14 protein-coding genes are annotated in these 13,627 nt (G+C 73.5%); 3 read left to right on the top strand and 11 right to left on the bottom strand.

Features of this window, described 5'->3' with window-relative positions:
- Positions 1–417: 417 nt before the first annotated feature.
- The 3 genes from I4I81_RS27180 to I4I81_RS27170 all read left to right on the top strand — a co-directional run bounded on the left by I4I81_RS27180 (position 418) and on the right by I4I81_RS27170 (position 3,647).
- A complete protein-coding gene (locus I4I81_RS27180; RefSeq protein WP_218616629.1) occupies positions 418–1,086 on the top strand; it encodes an RNA polymerase sigma factor in 669 nt (222 codons plus the stop codon).
- 187 nt (positions 1,087–1,273) lie between these two features.
- Positions 1,274–2,662 carry a DUF5667 domain-containing protein gene (locus I4I81_RS27175; RefSeq protein WP_218604617.1) on the top strand — a complete coding sequence of 463 codons (1,389 nt, stop codon included), beginning with the start codon at positions 1,274–1,276 and terminating at the stop codon, positions 2,660–2,662.
- A 103-nt stretch (positions 2,663–2,765) separates the two neighbouring features.
- Complete coding sequence (locus I4I81_RS27170; RefSeq protein WP_218604616.1) at positions 2,766–3,647, top strand: HAD family hydrolase; 882 nt, start codon at positions 2,766–2,768, stop codon at positions 3,645–3,647.
- On the opposite strand, the gene I4I81_RS27165 is transcribed toward I4I81_RS27170, so the two are convergent.
- From I4I81_RS27165 to I4I81_RS27115, 11 genes are all read right to left on the bottom strand, one after another.
- Complete coding sequence (locus I4I81_RS27165; protein WP_218604615.1) at positions 3,648–4,619, bottom strand: lysophospholipid acyltransferase family protein; 972 nt, start codon at positions 4,617–4,619, stop codon at positions 3,648–3,650.
- Between the two features lie 26 nt (positions 4,620–4,645).
- Positions 4,646–5,683, bottom strand: a complete 1,038-nt coding sequence (locus I4I81_RS27160; RefSeq protein ID WP_218604614.1) for an NAD-dependent epimerase/dehydratase family protein — start codon at positions 5,681–5,683, stop codon at positions 4,646–4,648.
- Positions 5,684–5,807: 124 nt separating this feature from the next.
- Positions 5,808–5,909, bottom strand: coding sequence for a 30S ribosomal protein bS22 (locus tag I4I81_RS27155; RefSeq protein ID WP_010241351.1), 102 nt, complete (start codon positions 5,907–5,909; stop codon positions 5,808–5,810).
- Between the two features lie 92 nt (positions 5,910–6,001).
- Positions 6,002–6,205 (bottom strand): helix-turn-helix domain-containing protein, encoded by a 204-nt coding sequence (locus I4I81_RS27150; protein ID WP_172157430.1) that lies wholly within the window; start codon positions 6,203–6,205, stop codon positions 6,002–6,004.
- Between the two features lie 148 nt (positions 6,206–6,353).
- On the bottom strand, positions 6,354–7,166 hold the full coding sequence (gene proC / locus I4I81_RS27145; RefSeq protein WP_218604613.1) for a pyrroline-5-carboxylate reductase: 813 nt from the start codon (positions 7,164–7,166) through the stop codon (positions 6,354–6,356).
- A gap of 19 nt (positions 7,167–7,185) precedes the next feature.
- Positions 7,186–8,007: a thioesterase family protein gene (locus I4I81_RS27140; protein ID WP_218604612.1), complete on the bottom strand. Its 822-nt coding sequence runs from the start codon at positions 8,005–8,007 to the stop codon at positions 7,186–7,188.
- Between the two features lie 38 nt (positions 8,008–8,045).
- Positions 8,046–8,852, bottom strand: a complete 807-nt coding sequence (locus tag I4I81_RS27135; protein WP_218604611.1) for a sugar phosphate isomerase/epimerase family protein — start codon at positions 8,850–8,852, stop codon at positions 8,046–8,048.
- On the bottom strand, positions 8,849–10,210 hold the full coding sequence (locus I4I81_RS27130; protein WP_218616428.1) for an Rv0497 family membrane protein: 1,362 nt from the start codon (positions 10,208–10,210) through the stop codon (positions 8,849–8,851). The genes I4I81_RS27135 and I4I81_RS27130 overlap by 4 nt, the downstream gene beginning before the upstream one ends.
- A complete protein-coding gene (locus tag I4I81_RS27125) occupies positions 10,207–11,232 on the bottom strand; it encodes a Ppx/GppA family phosphatase (RefSeq protein WP_218606047.1) in 1,026 nt (341 codons plus the stop codon). The genes I4I81_RS27130 and I4I81_RS27125 overlap by 4 nt, the downstream gene beginning before the upstream one ends.
- Before the next feature lie 486 nt (positions 11,233–11,718).
- The gene (locus tag I4I81_RS27120; protein WP_218606048.1) at positions 11,719–12,423 is read right to left on the bottom strand and encodes a response regulator; all 705 of its coding nucleotides are present in this window, start codon (positions 12,421–12,423) and stop codon (positions 11,719–11,721) included.
- Complete coding sequence (locus I4I81_RS27115) at positions 12,420–13,619, bottom strand: sensor histidine kinase (protein ID WP_275967491.1); 1,200 nt, start codon at positions 13,617–13,619, stop codon at positions 12,420–12,422. Before I4I81_RS27115 ends, I4I81_RS27120 begins: the two co-directional genes overlap by 4 nt.
- Positions 13,620–13,627 lie beyond the last annotated feature (8 nt).

The raw sequence follows: 13,627 nt of genomic DNA, 5'->3' as shown, positions 1-13,627 counted from the left end.
CGCACGGGTGTGTGTCGCGCGACGCGCGACACACACCGGTAGGCGGACAACACGCCCCGCAGCCATGACGCTGACCGCGCGTAACCGTCCGCTCACCGGAACAGGACCACGGCAAGTGGATGCTGCGTGCTTCACCACATCGGTTCGCCCGTATGCTCACCGAACCTTCAGACGTCTCAACGCGTCAGCTCCCCACTAGACGCGGCGACTCACCCAAGGGAGTGGCATGCAGCCTGTAGCCAGCGCACCGCGGGCCGACCCCTGGCGTGCTGACCGACGTACCCGGTTCGCCGGTCGGGAGGCATGACCCGCCCGATGCGACCGTCCCGACTGCTCCGTACCGACACCGCCCGCCGACCCGCGGGTGGGGAGGTCGACATGTCCACGACTGCACCACCGGCGGCCCCCGAAGCCGCCATGCCGCTGCCGAGGCAGCGGCCCCGCGAGAACGCCCCCGCCGCCGCGGCCCCCGAAGCCGTCGGCCCCGACGGCGCGACCCCCGACGGGGCCGACGTGAACCCCGACGACGCCTCCCCCGAGACCGCGGGCGCCTGGTCCCTCGTCCGTGCCGCCCAGGAGGGCGACATGGAGGCGTTCAGCGAACTGTACGAGCGCTACTACGACGTCGTGTTCCGCTACGTCCTGTTCCGGATGAACGACCGGACGCTGGCCGAGGACATCACGCAGGAGGCGTTCGTCCGGGCGCTGCGGCGCATCGGCTCGGTGACCTACCAGGGCCGCGACATCGCGGCCTGGTTCGTCACCATCGCCCGCAACCTGATCTTCGACCACGTGAAGTCCAGCCGGTACCGGCTGGAGTCCACGACGGCCGACATCATCGACCTCTCCCCGACCACGCACGGCCCCGAGCAGCAGGTACTCGACGGCGCCACCAACGACGAGCTCATCCGCTGCGTCCGCAAGCTCAACCCGGACCAGCAGGAATGCATCACCCTGCGATTCCTGCAGGGGCTCTCGGTGGCCGAGACGGCGCGCATCATGGATCGCAACGAAGGGGCCGTCAAGGCCCTGCAGCACCGTGCGGTGCGCCGGCTCGCCCAGCTGCTGCCCGAGGGGCTGAGATGATCGGCGGCTATATCGTCTCACCGGTCGCAGACGTTACGGGTGCGGCGAACGAACAACTCGATGCGGTGAACGGTCTCACAGCCGTAACCCCTCGCCCGGAGGCTCGTTGTACCGGCGAAAGTCGAGCAAGCGCAGCACGACCGGGCGCCGCGACATTGAGCGCAGGGATGCAGTGAGGACGGCCAACATGCCCGCCGGACAGGGCAAGGACGCAGAGCAGCTGGATGCCGCGATCGAGCAGGGGACACCCCCCGGCTCCGTCGCCGATTCCGAGCTCGCGCGTGATCTGGAGATCGTGGCGATGCTGCGGTCCCGGCGTGCGGCGTACGACCCGCACCCCGTGGCCCGCAGCGACGCCAAGCAGCGGTTGATGGCTGCGCTGCTGGCAGCGCAGGCGGAGGACCGGGCCGCCTCGGCGGCACCGGTCCCCCATCCCGCCGAGCTCACCGCGCCTCTGCCGTCCGTCGCCGGATCGCCCGCCCCGGTCGCCGGGGCCACCGACGAGACCGCCGTCTTCGGTCGTGTCACCGACCACGACGTCGACGGGGACACCGGCCTCGAGGCCGAGCCCCTCTCCGTCGAGGCGCCGGTGGTCAGGTCCGCCCGCCCGGGACGGCACAGCATGCCGACGCGCCCCGGTTCCCGCGGCCGCTCGCGCGCGGCCGACCGCCCGCCGGCCCGCGGGCTGCGTCGCCGGTTCGCGTTCGTCGGTGCGGTCGCGATGGTCGCGCTCGTCGCCATCACCACGGCGGGCAACTTCGCCAGCCGCAACGCGCTGCCCGGTGACGCCCTCTACGGTGTGAAGCGCGCCTCCGAGGACACCGGTCTCGCCTTCACCTTCGACGACACCGAGCGCGCACAGCAGTACCTCGCGCTCGCCACCACGCGGCTCGACGAGGTGGAGCAGCTCGTCCGTCTCGGGGCCGGCGCCACGAGCGCCGACCCCGCGCTCGTCGAGAACGCGATGCGCGACTTCGACCTCTCCACCGGCGAGGGGTCGCGGATGCTGCTGGGTGCGGAGGACGCGGCCGGTGCCCCGGCACTGGGCGACCTGCGCACCTGGGCCGCCGAGCAGGCCGCCCGCCTGTCGGTACTGCGGTCCTCGCTGCCCGAGACCGCGGTCCCCGAGGCCGACAGCTCGCTCGCGCTCCTCGACCGCCTGGTCGGGCGCACCGAGGCCCTCGAGGCACGCTCGTCGTGCTCCGAGGTCACCTCGAACACCGTCGACGACCTGGGCCGGCTCCCGGCCGAGGGCACCTGCTCCCCCCAGGCGCAGGTCGCCGACGACCCGACGACGACCGTCGACGAGAGCGTCGCGCCCACGACCACCCCGGACGGCACGACGCCCACGACCACCCCGGACAGCACCACCACCCCGGAGACCTCCACCTCCGACGACGGCGGCCTGCTGCCCGAGCTCGGATCCGACGGCCTCCCGCTGCCCGACTCCGAGGGCCTGTCCACCAGTGGTGGCTCGGGCCAGGGCGACAACCAGGTGTCGGTCCCACTGCCCCTGGTCCCGCCGATCCAGCTGCCTCCGCTGCTCCCGGGCCTGCCCGGCGTGTCGATCGGCTGACGCACCGCTCGTGCTCGACCCAGGACCGCTGCGGGATCCTCCGCGGCGGTCCTGCTCGTTAGGGTGGGGCGACCCCGACCGTCGACGTACCCGAGGAGCGCAGGTGACAGGCGAGACCCCGGGGATCGACGCGTCCACGGCGCTCGATCCCGCCGTCCGCGCCGGGGAGGCCTCGGCGGCCGCGGCGGTGGCCGCCGGCGACAGCGGCCCCGGCGACGTGCCCCTCACCGACCTCACCGCGGCGGCGTTCTTCGACGTCGACAACACGATGATGGTCGGCGCGTCGATCTTCCACTTCGCCCGCGGTCTGGCCGCCCGCAAGTTCTTCACCACCTCCGACCTCGCCGGGTTCGCCTGGCAGCAGGTGAAGTTCCGGGTCGGAGGCCGGGAGAGCACGTACTCCACGACCACCGGGCGCGACACCGCGCTCACCTTCGTCGCCGGTCGCGGCGTCGACGAGATCACCGAGCTCGGCGAGGAGATCTACGACGAGCTGATGGCCGACCGGATCTGGGCGGGCACCCGCGCGCTGGCCCAGATGCACCTCGACGCGGGCCAGCGCGTCTGGCTGGTCACGGCCACCCCCGTCGAGCTCGCGCTGATCATCGCGCGCCGGCTCGGGCTCACGGGGGCGCTGGGCACCGTCGCGGAGAGCGTCGACGGCGTCTACACCGGTCGCCTCGTCGGCGAGATCCTGCACGGGCCCGCGAAGGGGCACGCAGTGCGGGCGCTCGCCGTCAGCGAAGGGCTCGACCTGCGCCGCTGCACGGCCTACTCCGACTCCGTCAACGACGTGCCGATGCTCTCGGCCGTCGGCACCGCGGTGGCCGTCAACCCCGACTCCGGCCTGCGCGACGTCGCCCGCGAGCGCGGCTGGCAGATCCGCGACTTCCGCACCGGACGCAAAGCGGCCCGCATCGGCGTGCCGTCGATGCTGGGGGCCGCGGCGGTCGCCGCGGCCGGGATGGCCGTGCGAAAGCGCTAGCTACCCCAGGAAGGCGTTGCGGCGCTGGCTGAGCAGGCGGTAGAGCGTGTGCTGGATGGTCTCGCGGACCTGGTCGGTCAGGTTGAACACCAGCATCGGGTCGTCGGCCTCGGTGACCCCCAGGCCCTCGGTGCAGATCGGCTCGCCGAACTCGATGTACCACTTCGACGGCAGCGGGATCAGGCCCAGCGGGCCCAGGTGCGGGAACGTCGGCGTCACCGGGAAGTACGGGGCGCCGAAGAGGCGGGCGAGCGCCTTGATGTCGCCGAGCTTGGGGTAGGTCTCCTCGGCGCCGACGATGGAGCACGGGATGATCGGGACGCCGGTGCGCAGCGCGGCGGAGACGAAGCCGCCGCGGCCGAAGCGCTGCAGCTTGTAGCGGTCGCGGAACGGCTTCCCGATCCCCTTGAACCCCTCCGGCCACACCCCGACGAGCTCGCCCGCCGACATGAGGCGTTCGGCGTCCGGGGCGCACGCCAGCGTGCTGCCCTGCTTGCGGGCCAGCGACCCGAGCACCGGGAGCTGGAACATGAGGTCGGCGCCGAGCATCCGCAGGTGGCGCTGGGCGGGATGGTCGTCATGCAGGGCGACCGCCGTCATCAGCGCGTCGAGCGGGATCGTCCCGGAGTGGTTGGCGACGATCAGCGCGCCACCGGTGTCGGGCACGTGGTGCATGCCGATGGTCTCGACGCGGAACCAGCGCTCGTAGAGCGGGCGCAGGGCGGGCAGCAGGACGTTGTCGGTGAGCTCGGCGTCGAAGCCGAAGTCGTCGACGGTGTAGTCGCCCGCGAGGCGCCTGCGCAGGAAGGCCAGCGCCTCGACCAGGGGCTCCTCCCCGTCGGCGACGGTGTCCGGTTCGGGCCGGAGCAGCGGCTGGGGCTCCGGGGCGGGCTGCGCACCGTCGCCGAGGCGCCAGCGGGTGCGGGCACCCGTCCGGTCGGCGTGCAGCGGGATGACGTGGGCGTCGGACACGGCAGTCCTCCTCGCGTCGGCGTGCGTCACCGGAGGCTCCGGGCGGCGGCGAGCAGGCCGCGCTCCACCGTCTCGATCTGGTCGGCGGAGATGACCGGGCGCAGCGCGCGGCCGCGCACGTAGTCGTCGAAGGCCTGGGTCGTGGTCCAGCGCGGGGTGAAGCCGAACTGGCGGCGCAGCCGGCCGGTGTCGACGACCCGGCCGAAGTTGAGGAAGCGCATCTGCTCCGGTGAGAAGTCGACGAGCCGGGCACTGCGGAAGATCCGGCTCACCGGCCCGACGGCTCCGCTCGGCACCGGCAGCGGCACGCGTCCGGCCCGCCGGATGGCCTGGGAGAGCAGCAGCACGCCGTCGGCGGCGACGTTGTAGACGCCGGGGATGTCCTGGTTCGTGGCGCGCTCCAGCACGGCGAGCGCATCCTCCTCGTGCAGGAGCTGCACCCGGGCGTCGTAGCCGAGCACGGTGGGGATGACGGGAAGCGCGAAGTAGCGCGTCAGCACCGTGTCGATGCGCGGGCCGATGAAGTTGGAGAACCGCAGGACGGTGACCGACACGTCCGGGCGGCGCCTGCCGAAGCCGCGCAGATAGCCCTCTATCTCGACGGCGTCCTTCGCGTACCCGCCCGACGGCAGGTCCTTCGGCGTGGTCGTCTCGTCGAACAGGGCCGGGTCGCGCGGGCTCGACCCGTACACCGCGGTGGTGGACTTGAGGATCATGCGCTTGATCGTCGGCGCCTTCTGGCACGCGGCGAGGAGTTGCATCGTCCCGATGACGTTCATCTCCTTCATCGTGGCGCGCCCACCGGAGGATCCCGGGTTGGCCGACAGCGACGCGTGCACGACGGTGTCGACCTCGGCGTGCTCGATGACCTTGGAGATGAGCGGGTTCCGGATGTCGGCGCGCACGAACTCCGCACGCCCCATCCGCCGCAGGAGATCGCGCGGCGGGGGGACGGTGTCGACCCCGAGGACGCGGTCGATGTCGGGGTTCGCGGCGAGCCGGGCGGCGAGGTGCCCACCCAGGAAGCCGCTGACCCCCGTGACGAGCACGACAGATGGCGTCACGGAACTACTCCGAAGAAAGAACGGTGCGGTGAGTGGCCGATGCTAGACCTTGCGCACTCACCCCGGGTCGGGTCGTGGTCACCGACACCCGCGGGAGGGGCCGGCGGTCACCCGCCGGCGCGCCTCACTTGCCGAGCTTGCGACGCTGCACGCGGGTCTTGCGGAGAAGCTTGCGGTGCTTCTTCTTCGACATCCGCTTGCGGCGCTTCTTGATGACTGAACCCATGCTGGGAGCCTTCCTGGTCTACGGGTGGAGCGGACGGGCCCGCGCGGGGTGACGACCGGTGTTCCACCTTACCGGGGCACTCCGGCCGACCGTCAGCCCGCGTCGAAGTAGGCGTTGCGGAGGTAGTCCTCGACCGCGGGCTTGGGCACGCGGAAGGAGCGGCCGACCCGGGCCGCCGGCAGTTCGCCGGAGTGCACGAGGCGGTACACGGTCATCTTCGAGACCCGCATGGTCGCCGCGACCTCGGCCACGGTCAGGAACTGCACCTGGGCGAACCCGTGCTGTTCGGACGCCATCCCACTCACCGCTTTCGTCTGGTCACCAGACACGGCACTGGTGTTCTGCATGAGCTTAGCGGTGTCCCTGTGACGACTTCGACACGCATCGCCACACGAGCGTGGGATTCAGCCTCGCGTCAGGGTGATGTGGGGTCCTCCGATCGGGTCACCGACCTGCCGCCGCGCGACCCAGTTCGACCGATCGGTCGCGCGCCGCCTCGATCGCGTCGATCAACGCCGCCCGCACACCGTGCTTCTCCAGCTCCCGGATCGCGGCGATCGTGGTGCCCGCCGGGGAGGTGACGGCCTCACGCAGGATCACCGGGTGGTCGTCGGACTCGCGGAGCATCACGGCGGCCCCGAAGGCCGACTGGATGATCAGGTCGGCCGCCACCGCGCGCGGCAGCCCGAGCAGGATCCCGGCGTCGATCATGGCCTCGACCAGGTAGAAGAAGTACGCCGGCCCCGATCCCGACAGCGCGGTCACGGCATCCTGCTGCCCCTCCGGCACCCGCACGACCCGGCCGACGGAACCGAGCATCTTCTCGACGGAGGCGAGCTGCTCGTCGGTGCTGTGCGCCCCGCCGGACACCGCGCTCATCGCCTCGCCGACCAGCATCGGCGTGTTCGGCATGACCCGCACCGCGGCCGTGCCGTCGGGCAGCCCGCCCTCGATGACGGCCAGCGGGATGCCCGCGCACAGCGACACCACGAGCGTGCCGGGACGGATCTCCGCGCCCAGCTCGGTGAGCACCGCGACGATGTCCTGCGGCTTGACCGCGATGACGACGATCTCCGCGTGCGCCGCGGCCGCCGCGACGTCGACCGCGGCGACGCCCAGGCGCCCGGTCAGCTCCGCGGCCCGCTCCGGGTGCCGCTCGGTGAACACCAGGTCTCCGGGCGCCCGCCCGGCCGCCACCAGGCCCGCCAGCAGCGCCTCGCCGATCTTCCCCGCCCCGAGCACCGCGATCCGTGTCATGGGGGGAGACGGTAGCCCGCTACCGCTGCAGCGGGGCCAGGGCCAGCTGCCGCGCCTGGCAGACCAGCCGGCCCGCCGCGTCGACGACGGTGGCGTCCTCGTCGAACCAGGTGCCCGCGACGGTCCGCGACCGCGACTCGACCCGCAGCCAGCCGGGGGCGGGCCGCGCGCGCAGCAGTGCCGTCAGCTGGACGGTGGGGGCCCAGCCGAAGCGCCCGCCGACGTTGAACACGGTGGGAGGCAGGATGTCGCCCGCCATCAGGGCGTAGAGGACGTCGGTGGGCTCGTCGCGTGGGCGTGTCCAGCCGCGCACCACCGGCGGCGCCACCTCGCGCCGCATGAACGCCGTCGACGACTCGTCGAAGCGCAGGTCGCACGACGTCGACAGGCCGAACACGGTCTGGGCCGACCCGGGGTCGAACGCGTCGGCGGGCGGCTCGGCCGCCATCTCCGGCAGCTCCGCGTACTGCGGCTCCTCGACGGGCAGCACCCCACCGGTGACGGTGGCCGCGAGCATCGCCTTCCCGCCCTGGGTCATCCGCACCTGAACGACCGACACCGTGCGCCCGAGCTTGAGCACCTCCGTCATCATCTCGACGGGACCGGGGTCGGGGGCGCGCAGGAAGTCGGCGGCGATCACCAGCGGGTCGGGGGCCGCACCGGGCGCATCGACGGCGAGCCGGGCCAGGCCCGCGCGGGTGAGCAGCACCAGCAGCAGCCCGCCGTGCGCCTTGGGGCCCACCGTCCAGTGTTGCCCGAGCTCGGCGCCGAAGCGACCGTCGCCGAGGTCCTCGATGGCGATGGCGCGGCGGAAGGGCGCCGTCTCCGTCCCTGTCGTCATGCAGAAGCTCTACCACGCACCCGGCGCGGGACTGGTGATCAGGGCAACGCGTGGTCGGGTGCGGCCTGCAGGTGCAGCCGCGCGAACAGCAGCGACTCGGCCAGCAGCGAGGTCCGCTCGTAGCGGGTGCGGCAGCGGCGCGTGCTCACCTCCAGCACCACGACACCGGAGAAACCGGACGCCGCGAGCCGTTCGCACACCTCCGCGCACGGCTGCGTGCCGCGCCCTGGCACCAGGTGCTCGTCGCGCGGCGACCCGCTGCCGTCGGTGAGGTGCAGGTGGGTGAGGCGATCGCCCATGCGGTCGAGCATCGCGAGGGCGTCGGAGCCCGCGGCCGCGGTGTGCGAGAGGTCCAGCGTGTAGTGCGCGTGGCCGACCTCGGTGGGGTCGAACCCGGGGCTGTAGGGCACCGCGCGCACCGGGCCGCGCTGCACCGGGAACATGTTCTCGACCGCCAGTGCGACGCCGCTGTACTCCCCCGCCCTGGCCACCTCGTCGGCGAACTGCGCGGCGTAGCGGCGCTGCCAGCGGAACGGCGGGTGCAGGACCACGGTCGACGCGCCCAGCTTCGCGGCGGCGTCGACGGAGCGGCGAATGCGGACGATCGGGTCGGCGCCCCAGACCCGCTGGGTCACCGCGAGGCAGGGGGCGTGGACGGCCAGCACCGGCGTCCCGTGGCGCTCGGCGAGCCGGTCGATCGCGGCGACGTCCTGGCTCACCGGGTCGGACCAGACCATCAGCTCGACGCCGTCGTAGCCCAGCTCCGCGGCCACCTCGAAGCCCGCGGCGACCGGTTCGGGATAGACCGATGCCGTCGACAGGGCGACGGGGGGCGAGGGCCTCATCTGCCCATGAGAACCAGGATCGCGGGCGACACGGTCAGCAGGAGCCCCACGAGCACCGCGAAGATCGTGGTGCGACGGTCGTCGTTGTGCAGCAGCGCGCGCACGATCACCACGAGCCCGACCGTGACCAGCACCGCCGACGCCAGCGCGACGACGGGCAGGTTGCGCCACAGGAACCGGAACAGCACCCACAGCACGGCGCCGCCGAGCGCACCGGCGATCCACTGGACCATCACCGCCGCCCATGACGGGGCCGCGGCCTCCTTCGCCGCCGAACCGCGGCCGAGACGGCGCTCGCGGGCGGGCGGGCCGTCGTCGAACTCGTCCGGGTCGACCGGCCCCAGCCCGGCGGGCTCCTCGTGGGCGTCGACGGGGCCCTCCGGCAGCGGCGGGCCGCCGTCGATCGCGGACCCGTCGCGCACGGCGTCCTCGGTGCGGGCCCGGTGCCAGGACTCGGCCCCGACGGGCGCCGCCCCGACCATCGTCGGCGGGCCCTCGTCGACGTCCTCGTCGGGCGCGGACTTCTGCTGTGGGATCGGCCGGGTGAAGAGGTCCTCGGCCTCCTGCGGTGCGTCGCGGTAGCGCGGCATCACGTCGGTGGGGCGGTCGCGCTCCGGACCGGCGGGACGCGCAGGCGGGGCGGACGTGCCCTGCTGGGCCGTCGGCTGCGGGGACGCCTGTTGCTGGCCCGCCTGCCGGGTGGCCGGCGGGGTGGTGGCCGGCGAGGCTGCGGACGGCGAGGCTGCGGACGGCGAGGCTGCGGACGGCGAGGCTGCGGACGGGGTGGCAGCGGACGGGGTGGCAGCGGACGGGGTGGCAGCGGACGGGGTGGCAGCGGACGGGGTGGCAGCGGACGGCGCCTGCCGGGCGGGCGGTGCGACCGGCGGGGCCTGCACCGTGGGGGGCTGGACCGCGGCGGGCGCCGGGCCGTCGGACGGCTGGACGGGCGCCTGGCCTGCCGGCGCCGCGACGGGTGGGGGCGACACGGGGGGGACCGGCCGGCTCTGGACCTGCTGGGGCTGGACCTGCCGAGACTGGACCTGCTGCGACGCGGACTGCCGGGGTGCGGACTGCTGGGGTGCGGACTGCTGGGGCAGCGCGGGCGCCGCCGCGCGGCGCTCGTCGGGACCGGCCACGCGGGCGGGCGGGACGGGATCGCGCAGCACCGCGCGGTCGGGCGGGGCGAACGGGGCGACCGGGTCCCGCGTGGCGATCGGGGCCTGCTGACCGGGCGGGGCGCCCTCGTCCGGCTCTTCCTCCCGGCGGCGACGACGTCGACCGGACGGACCGCCGTTGCCGTGCTCGGCGAGCAGCTCGGCGACGGTGCGCTGACGGGGGTGGTCGGTCTCGGAACTCATCCTGTACACCGTGCCTCGTACGACGTCAAGCGTCCAAGTCCGTCCGGCGCGTCCTGCGCCGAGCGGTCGGTCTGTGCCGAGGGCGGGCGGGTCGACGCCTCCAGCGTGTCGAGCCGCCGGAGGATGACGCCCTCCCGCAGGGCCCACGGGCAGATCTCCAGCTGCGTGATCTGCAGCGCGCGCATCGCGGCCTCGGCGACCAGCGCGCCCGCCACGAGCTGGTGGGCCCGGCTGGGGCTCACGCCCTCCAGCTCGGCGAGGTCGCCCGCCGACATGCGGGTGATGAACGCGGTGAGCTGGCGCAGCCCGACGTCGGTGAGCAGGCGCCGCGCCCGCGGCCCCGCGCTCGACGGCGCCGCCCCGGTGAGCCGGGCCAGCGAGCGGAAGGTCTTCGACGTGCCGACCGCGAGGTCCGGCACACCGGCCCGCCTCATCCGCCGGGCGACGGGGGCGAGCTCGGCGTCGAGGTGGGTGCGCAGGGCGTCGATCTCCCGGCGCGAGGGCGGGTCGGACCGGAACCACTCGCGCGTGAGCCGCCCGGCCCCGAGCGGCAGCGACGCGGCCACCGCCGGGTGCTCGTCGCGGCCGGCCGCGAGCTCCAGGGATCCGCCGCCGATGTCGAGCACCAGCAGCCGCCCGGCCGACCAGCCGTACCACCGGCGGACGGCGAGGAAGGTGTAGCGCGCCTCGTCGTCACCGGGCAGCACCTGCAGGCCGACCCCGGTCTCGTCGCGGACGCGGGCGAGCACGGCCGCGGAGTTGGTGGCGTCGCGCAGGGCGGAGGTGGCGAAGGCGAGGAGGTCGGTGCAGCCCGCCTCCGTGGCCGCGGCCCCGGCCTTCGCGACGGTGCGGACCAGTTTGTCGGCGCCGGCCTTCGTCAGTGCCCCGGAGGCGTCGAGGTTCTCGGCGAGGCGCAGCTCGTCCTTCTCCGACGTCATCGGCGTCGGGTGCCCACCGCGATGCGCGTCCACCACGAGCAGATGGACGGTGTTGGAACCGACGTCGAGCACACCCAGGCGCACGACCCCCACGCTACCGCCCCGCCGTGACGCGGCCGTGACCGAACCCGTCACACTGCGGGATTGTCAACTACCCGCAGTGACTTCTTGCCACCCTGAGCCCGCTGATCACGGCGCGGACGTGGTCAGTGGATCTTCGGGAGCGACGTTCGCGCCGTGATCGGCGGACTTCGGTGGTGCCGCGTGACGGTCGCGGGGTTGTCCACATCGCCGGTGGGTTGTCCACAGTCCAGCCGGTACAGCTGTTCGGCGAGCACGCGTCGCCGGACCGTCGGGGCATGCGGACCCCCTGCGCTCCTGCGCCAGCACGGTGCCTTCCAGGCCCGGCAGGCACTCGCCCGATGCTCCCCCGGCGAGGTACGGGCCAGGGTCGCGGCAGCCCTCCGTCGACGCGGCATGCGGTGGTGACCCCGCCGATCGAGGACAGACGTCGCTCCGGGTGATCCACCAGCGACATCGACGCCTTGATCGGCGGGTCTCCCACCCGCTTCAGGCCTCGAACTTGTACCCGAGACCTCTCACCGTCACCAGGTGCCTCGGGGCGCCCGGGTCGGTCTCGACCTTGCTCCGCAGCCGCTTGACGTGCACGTCGAGGGTCTTGGTGTCCCCCACGTAGTCGGCGCCCCAGACGCGGTCGATGAGCTGGCCGCGCGTCAGCACCCGCCCGACGTTGCGCAGCAGGTACTCCAGCAGGTCGAACTCCTTGAGCGGCAGCGCCACGTCGGAGCCCCCCACCGACACGACGTGCCGCTCGACGTCCATCCGCACCGGCCCCGCCTCCAGCACCGCGCCGCTGCTCCAGCCGCCGGAGCCGTCCATCTCCACGCCGCCCTCCCCACCGCGACGCAGGACCGCGCGCACGCGGGCGATCAGCTCGCGCGCCGAGTAGGGCTTGGTGACGTAGTCGTCGGCGCCCAGCTCCAGGCCCACGACCTTGTCGATCTCGCTGTCCCGCGCCGTCACCATGATCACCGGGACGGCGGAGCGGGTGCGCAGCGCCTTGCAGACGTCGGTGCCGCTCATGCCGGGGAGCATGAGGTCGAGCAGCACGATGTCGGCGCCGTTGCGGTCGAACTCCTCGAGCGCGTCCTGGCCGGTCGCGGCCACGGCGGTCGTGAAGCCCTCCTTGCGCAGCAGGAACGCGAGCGGGTCGGCGAAGGACTCCTCGTCCTCGACGATCAGAACCCTGGTCATCCTGTCCTCCTCGGTTCGTGACCCACCGGCAGGGCGATGCCCTCGGGGTCGTCGTCGTCGATGTCGTCGAGCTCCGCGGCGTGCACGGGCAGCCGCATGGTGAAGGTCGAACCGGTGCCCGGACTGCTCCACAGCCGCACCTCGCCGCCGTGGTTGGCCACGACGTGCTTGACGATCGCGAGCCCCAGCCCGGTGCCGCCGGTGGCGCGCGATCGGGCCGGGTCGACGCGGAAGAAGCGCTCGAACACCCGTGCCTGGTGCTCGGGGGCGATGCCGATGCCGCGGTCGGTGACCGAGACCTCCACCCAGTCGCCGACGCGCCGGCGCGAGACCGACACCGACGCCTCAGACGGCGAGTACGCGATCGCGTTCTCGACGAGGTTGGACAGCGCGGTGACCAGCAGCGTGCGGTCGCCGTCGACCTCCAGGCCGGTGGGCCGGTCGACGGTGATGTCGATGCGTGACCCCTCCGCGGACAGCCGACTGCGGGCCATGGCCTCGCTCACGACCTCGTCGACGTCGACGATGCCCAGCTCGGGCAGCCGCTCCGCCCCGGTCAGCCGCGACAGCGCGATCAGCTCGGTGACCAGCGCGCCGAGCCGGTTGGCCTCGTTGAGGATCTTCGTGCTGAACCGGCGGACCTCGACGGCGTCGTCGGCCGCGTCCAGCACCGCCTCGGCGAGCAGGCCGACCGCGCCGACGGGGGTCTTGAGCTCGTGGCTGACGTTGGCGACGAAGTCGCGACGGGTGGCCTCGAGCCGCACGGCGTCGGAGGTGTCGGAGGCCTCGGCGACGGTGTATCCCCCGCCCAGCGGGCGCACCTCGGCGACGACGGCGGCGGGCTGGCGACCACGCTGCTGGTCCAGCGGCGACAGGTCGACGGTGCCGGGCTGACCGGAGCTCTCCGCCCGCTGGCACGCGGCCCACGCCCGCGCGTCGGGCAGGTCGCCCCGCACGAGGCCCAGCTCGACCGCACGGTCGTTGTGCAGCACCACGTCGCCGGCGTGCGTGAAGACCGCGAGCCCCGCATCGGAGGAGCGGAACACGCGCTCGAGGAGGTCGGCCATCGGCGGCCCGGAGGTCGGCGGGGCCGGGACGGGGGCGGGCTCGACCCGCCGGCGCCCGGTACGCATCCCGACGACGACGCCGAGCACGAGAGCGGCGGCCGCGATCAGCACGCACAGCAGTGCGGTCACGGGCGGCA

It is taken from the genome of Pseudonocardia abyssalis (genome assembly GCF_019263705.2).
Taxonomy (GTDB): Bacteria; Actinomycetota; Actinomycetes; order Mycobacteriales; family Pseudonocardiaceae; genus Pseudonocardia; species Pseudonocardia abyssalis.
This window is presented reverse-complemented; position numbering and strand designations above follow the sequence as displayed.

Bases quoted from the DNA above. Each gene is read 5' to 3' on its own strand.
- I4I81_RS27135 (WP_218604611.1), bottom strand. From the start codon at position 8,852: ATGAGGCCCTCGCCCCCCGTCGCCCTGTCGACGGCATCGGTCTATCCC.
- I4I81_RS27120 (WP_218606048.1), bottom strand. From the start codon at position 12,423: ATGACCAGGGTTCTGATCGTCGAGGACGAGGAGTCCTTCGCCGACCCG.
- I4I81_RS27175 (WP_218604617.1), top strand. From the start codon at position 1,274: ATGCCCGCCGGACAGGGCAAGGACGCAGAGCAGCTGGATGCCGCGATC.
- proC (WP_218604613.1), bottom strand. From the start codon at position 7,166: ATGACACGGATCGCGGTGCTCGGGGCGGGGAAGATCGGCGAGGCGCTG.
- I4I81_RS27150 (WP_172157430.1), bottom strand. From the start codon at position 6,205: ATGGCGTCCGAACAGCACGGGTTCGCCCAGGTGCAGTTCCTGACCGTG.
- I4I81_RS27155 (WP_010241351.1), bottom strand. From the start codon at position 5,909: ATGGGTTCAGTCATCAAGAAGCGCCGCAAGCGGATGTCGAAGAAGAAG.
- I4I81_RS27130 (WP_218616428.1), bottom strand. From the start codon at position 10,210: ATGAGTTCCGAGACCGACCACCCCCGTCAGCGCACCGTCGCCGAGCTG.
- I4I81_RS27140 (WP_218604612.1), bottom strand. From the start codon at position 8,007: ATGACGACAGGGACGGAGACGGCGCCCTTCCGCCGCGCCATCGCCATC.
- I4I81_RS27180 (WP_218616629.1), top strand. From the start codon at position 418: ATGCCGCTGCCGAGGCAGCGGCCCCGCGAGAACGCCCCCGCCGCCGCG.